Origin of the sequence: Nocardiopsis protaetiae, assembly GCF_045446735.1 — a bacterium.
Classification (GTDB): domain Bacteria; phylum Actinomycetota; class Actinomycetes; order Streptosporangiales; family Streptosporangiaceae; genus Nocardiopsis; species Nocardiopsis protaetiae.
The window spans coordinates 1-3605 of record NZ_JBJJBV010000437.1 but is presented as its reverse complement, the minus strand read 5'-3'; the positions used below and the strand labels follow the sequence as shown (position 1 = coordinate 3605).

Here is a 3605-nt window from a genome sequence, read left to right as displayed (position 1 = left end):
ACGTCGCCGACGGCTTCGGCGGGCAGAACCTCGACGAGCACCTCATCCCGGGCCGCGGCCGCCAGCCGGTCGCCGAGGTCCTGGAGCACCTGGCCGCCGGCGGCTTCGAGGGGCAGCTGGTGCTGGAGGTGAGCACCCGCAAGGCGCCCGACCGCCAGGCCCGGATGCGGGAGCTGGCCGAGGCGCTGGCCTTCACCCGGCTGCACTTCGCCCGGCCCGCCGAACCCGCGGGGGCGTCCCGTCCGCGCGACCGGCGCGAGCGGATCGCCCTGCTGCGCCGCCGCCCGCCCGCCCCGCCGCGGCTGTTCGAGGTGGACTCCACCGGCACGGTCGACGACACCGGCGAGGAACGCTGACGGCCCCGGGTTCCACGGTGTGAGACGCGGTGTCCGACCCGGTTCCCCGGGGCGGCCAGGGCGTGTTCCGGGGTGCTGTTCGTCGCGAGCAGGAGGGCTGCGCCGTAGGCGTCCGTTGAGGGTGGTGGCGGGCGACGGGCGGGAGTGCCAGGGCGCCGCGCAGCAGGGCAAGCATCCCCGGAACATGCCCTAGCGTGGAGGGGGACCGCAGAGAGGACCCTTTTCATGATCGCGATCATCGGTGCCGGGAAGATGGGCGAGGCGCTGCTCGCCGGGATGCTGGCCAAGGGCCACGCACCGGAGGACGTCCTCGTGACCGAGCCGCGGGCGGAGCACGCCGCGGAGCTGCGCGCACGCTACGGCGTGGAGGTCGTGCCCGCCGCGGAGGCCGCCAAGCGCGCCGACACGCTGCTGCTCGCCCTCAAGCCGCAGGACATGGTCGCCCTCCTGGACGACATCACCCCGCACCTGAGCCCCGAGCGGCTCGTCATCTCCGTCGCCGCCGGGCTGACCACCGCCGTGCTGGAGGGCCACCTGCCCCCGGGCACCCCGGTGGTGCGGGCCATGCCCAACACCCCCGCCCTCATGGGGCAGGGGATGACCGCGGTGGCGGGCGGCGCCCACACCGCGCCCGAGCACCTGGACCGCGCCGAGTCGCTGCTGGGCACCGTGGGCGAGGTGATCCGGGTCGGCGAGCAGCACATGGACACCGTCACCGCGATCTCCGGCAGCGGGCCCGCCTACTTCTACTTCATCGCCGAGACGATGATCGAGGCCGGGGTGGCGATGGGCATGCCGCGCGCCACCGCCCAGAAGCTGGTGGGGCAGACCATCACCGGTGCGGCCGCCATGCTCAACGGCTCGGGGGAGCACCCGGTGGTGCTGCGCGAGGCGGTCACCTCGCCGGGCGGCACCACCGCGGCAGCGCTGCGCGAGCTGGAGCGGCACGGGGTGCGCACCGCGTTCACGGACGCGATCGAGGCGGCCCGGGACCGCAGCAGCGCGCTCTCGGGGAGCTGACCGCGGTTGCCGGGGAGCCCGGCCGAGGGGGCGCGGCTCCGAGGGGCTGAGACGCGCTCGGGAGGTGGACGGTTCCGCCCTGACGTGGCCGAAAACGGTCGGACTGCACGAAGGGGTCGTCCGGGTACATAGGTAGTGTTCAGAGGGAGGGCGGGAACGCCCTCGACAGGCCCTGCCGTCTCCCAGGAGGTGGGGCCGCCTCCCCCGTTCACCCGACCCAGGGCCGTACCTCATGAGTCTTCCCCCTTCCTCCCCAGACCCGTCCCAGCCGCCCGGCGGCCCGGTGCCCCCGCACGGGGGCCCACCACCGGCAGGCGGCCCGCCCCCGGCGGGCGACCAGGGACCGCCACCCGCCGGGGGCGCCCCGGCCGGCCCGCCGACCGGCGGCAACACCCCCTACGGCGGAACGCCCGCGGGCGGTGTCCCCGGCGGTACCCCGAGCGGCGGCAACCCTCCCTACGCGGGCACCCCCGCGGGCGGTGTCCCGGCAGGCCCGCCGACCGGCGGCAACCCGCCCTACGGCGGGACCCCCGCCGGCGGCATGTACTCCGGCGGCGTTCCGGGCGGCCCCACCGGCCCCGGCGCTCCCATGGGGCCCGGTGCCCCCATGGGCCCCGGCGGCCCGACCGGCCCCGGCGCCCCGATGGGCCCGGGCGGACCGCTCGGTCCCCCCGGCGGTCCCGGCGGCCCCTTCGGCCCGCCCCCGCCGCCTCCCCGTCCCCAGCGCCTTGGCCTGTTCTCCTCGCCCACCGCGCTGCACACCGCGGCCCTCAACGCCACCGGCGTGGGCGCGGGCTACCTCCGCATCAGGCAGTGGCCGTTCTTCGCCGCGGCCCTCATCGTCACCCTGGGCCTGCTGGTCACCGCGGCCGTCCTGGGCGCCGCCGACAACCTGCTGCTGTGGACCCCGATCTTCCTGGTCTGGTTCCTCGCCGCGGCCCTGCACGGCCTCTTCGCCGGCCGCGCCCACGACGAGCGGACCCTCGCCCAGGGCGGCACCCCGCCCCGCGGCGCCCTGCCCTACCTGACGGCCGGCGGCCTGGCCGTCGCCCTGGTCGTCTCCCTCACCGCCGTGTGGCAGCTCGGCGAGTGGCGGCTGCGCGTCGCCGACGCCTCCCACGCCCGCGGCGACTGCGGCAACTCCGAGGCGATCTCCGAGTACGAGGCCGTCGAGGACTTCTTCCAGCTGTCCTTCTCCTCCTCGCTGATGGACCGCGCCCGCGCCGGGATCGCCGCCTGCCGCCTGCTGGAGCGGGCCCAGGACGACGTCGCCGCCGAGGACTACGAGCAGGCGCTGGACTCCTACGCGACCTACTTCGAGCACCCCGCGGCCCGCTGGCAGGACACCGACGGCGAGGTCGCCGACATCCACTTCTCGTACGCGACCGACCTGCTGGAGAACGCCGACGCCGCGTTCTCGGGCGAGGTCACCGCCGAGTACTCCGACGACGTCCTGCGGGCCCACGAGATCTACGCGATCATCCCGGTGGACTACGAGGGCACCTCCGCCGCGGGCCAGGTGCCCCAGGCCATGGCCGACCTGTACGAGACGGGTACGAACCGTCTCGGCTCGGAGTGGTGTGTGGGCCTCGACCAGATCGACATGCTGAGCGACCTCGACTGGAGCGCGGCCCCCGAGATCCCCGACCGGATCGCGGAGGAGCGCCCCGAGGCCGCCCTGGAGTGCGGCTGGGAGTCCGTCGACGCGCAGCAGTTCGACCAGGCCGACGAGATGGTCACGATCCTGGAGACCGAGTACGCCGACTACGAGGCGGACGACGTGAAGAAGATGGTCACCCACATCGGTGCCGGGCGCATCGAGCAGGAGATGGACCTGCTGACCGTCATCGGGGACAGCGACCTGGACGCCTCGCCCACGGGCAGCTCCGGCAACGACAAGTTCGTCTTCGAGATCGTCAACCACTCTCCCAACGAGCTGCGCTTCCTCTACGTCGGACCGGACAAGGTCCACGGCGAGGTCACCGCGCCCCCGTGCGAGGACTGCGACACCTACGCGCCGGGCTCGCCGCCCTCCTACGACTCGTGCTTCAACGAGGGCGAGACCCTCAAGGTCGAGCTCAAGCCGGGCGAGTACCGCATCGTCATCGCCAACAGCGAATCGCTGTTCACCCGGCCCATGCACGGGACGGTGAAGCTGAGCGGCGGGGACCTGTCCGAAAGCTGCTACTACGTCACCACGGGCCAGTAGCGCCCACCGATGAGCCGGGC

The 3605-nt window shown here is 74.4% G+C and carries 2 protein-coding genes and 1 pseudogene; all 3 read left to right on the top strand.

All coding sequences use genetic code 11. From position 1 onward, the window contains the following. Positions 1–356 (top strand): annotated as a pseudogene (locus tag ACJOT3_RS33470) (sugar phosphate isomerase/epimerase); the annotation flags it as partial. Positions 357–581: 225 nt separating this feature from the next. Then, positions 582–1376 (top strand): pyrroline-5-carboxylate reductase, encoded by a 795-nt coding sequence (gene proC / locus ACJOT3_RS33465; RefSeq protein WP_406977140.1) that lies wholly within the window; start codon positions 582–584, stop codon positions 1374–1376. Between the two features lie 232 nt (positions 1377–1608). Then, positions 1609–3585: a DUF1109 domain-containing protein gene (locus ACJOT3_RS33460; RefSeq protein ID WP_406977139.1), complete on the top strand. Its 1977-nt coding sequence runs from the start codon at positions 1609–1611 to the stop codon at positions 3583–3585. Positions 3586–3605: the final 20 nt, after the last annotated feature.

Excerpts from the sequence above, each read along its gene's own strand:
- proC (WP_406977140.1), top strand. The coding sequence starts at position 582 with ATGATCGCGATCATCGGTGCCGGGAAGATGGGCGAGGCGCTGCTCGCC.
- ACJOT3_RS33460 (WP_406977139.1), top strand. The coding sequence starts at position 1,609 with ATGAGTCTTCCCCCTTCCTCCCCAGACCCGTCCCAGCCGCCCGGCGGC.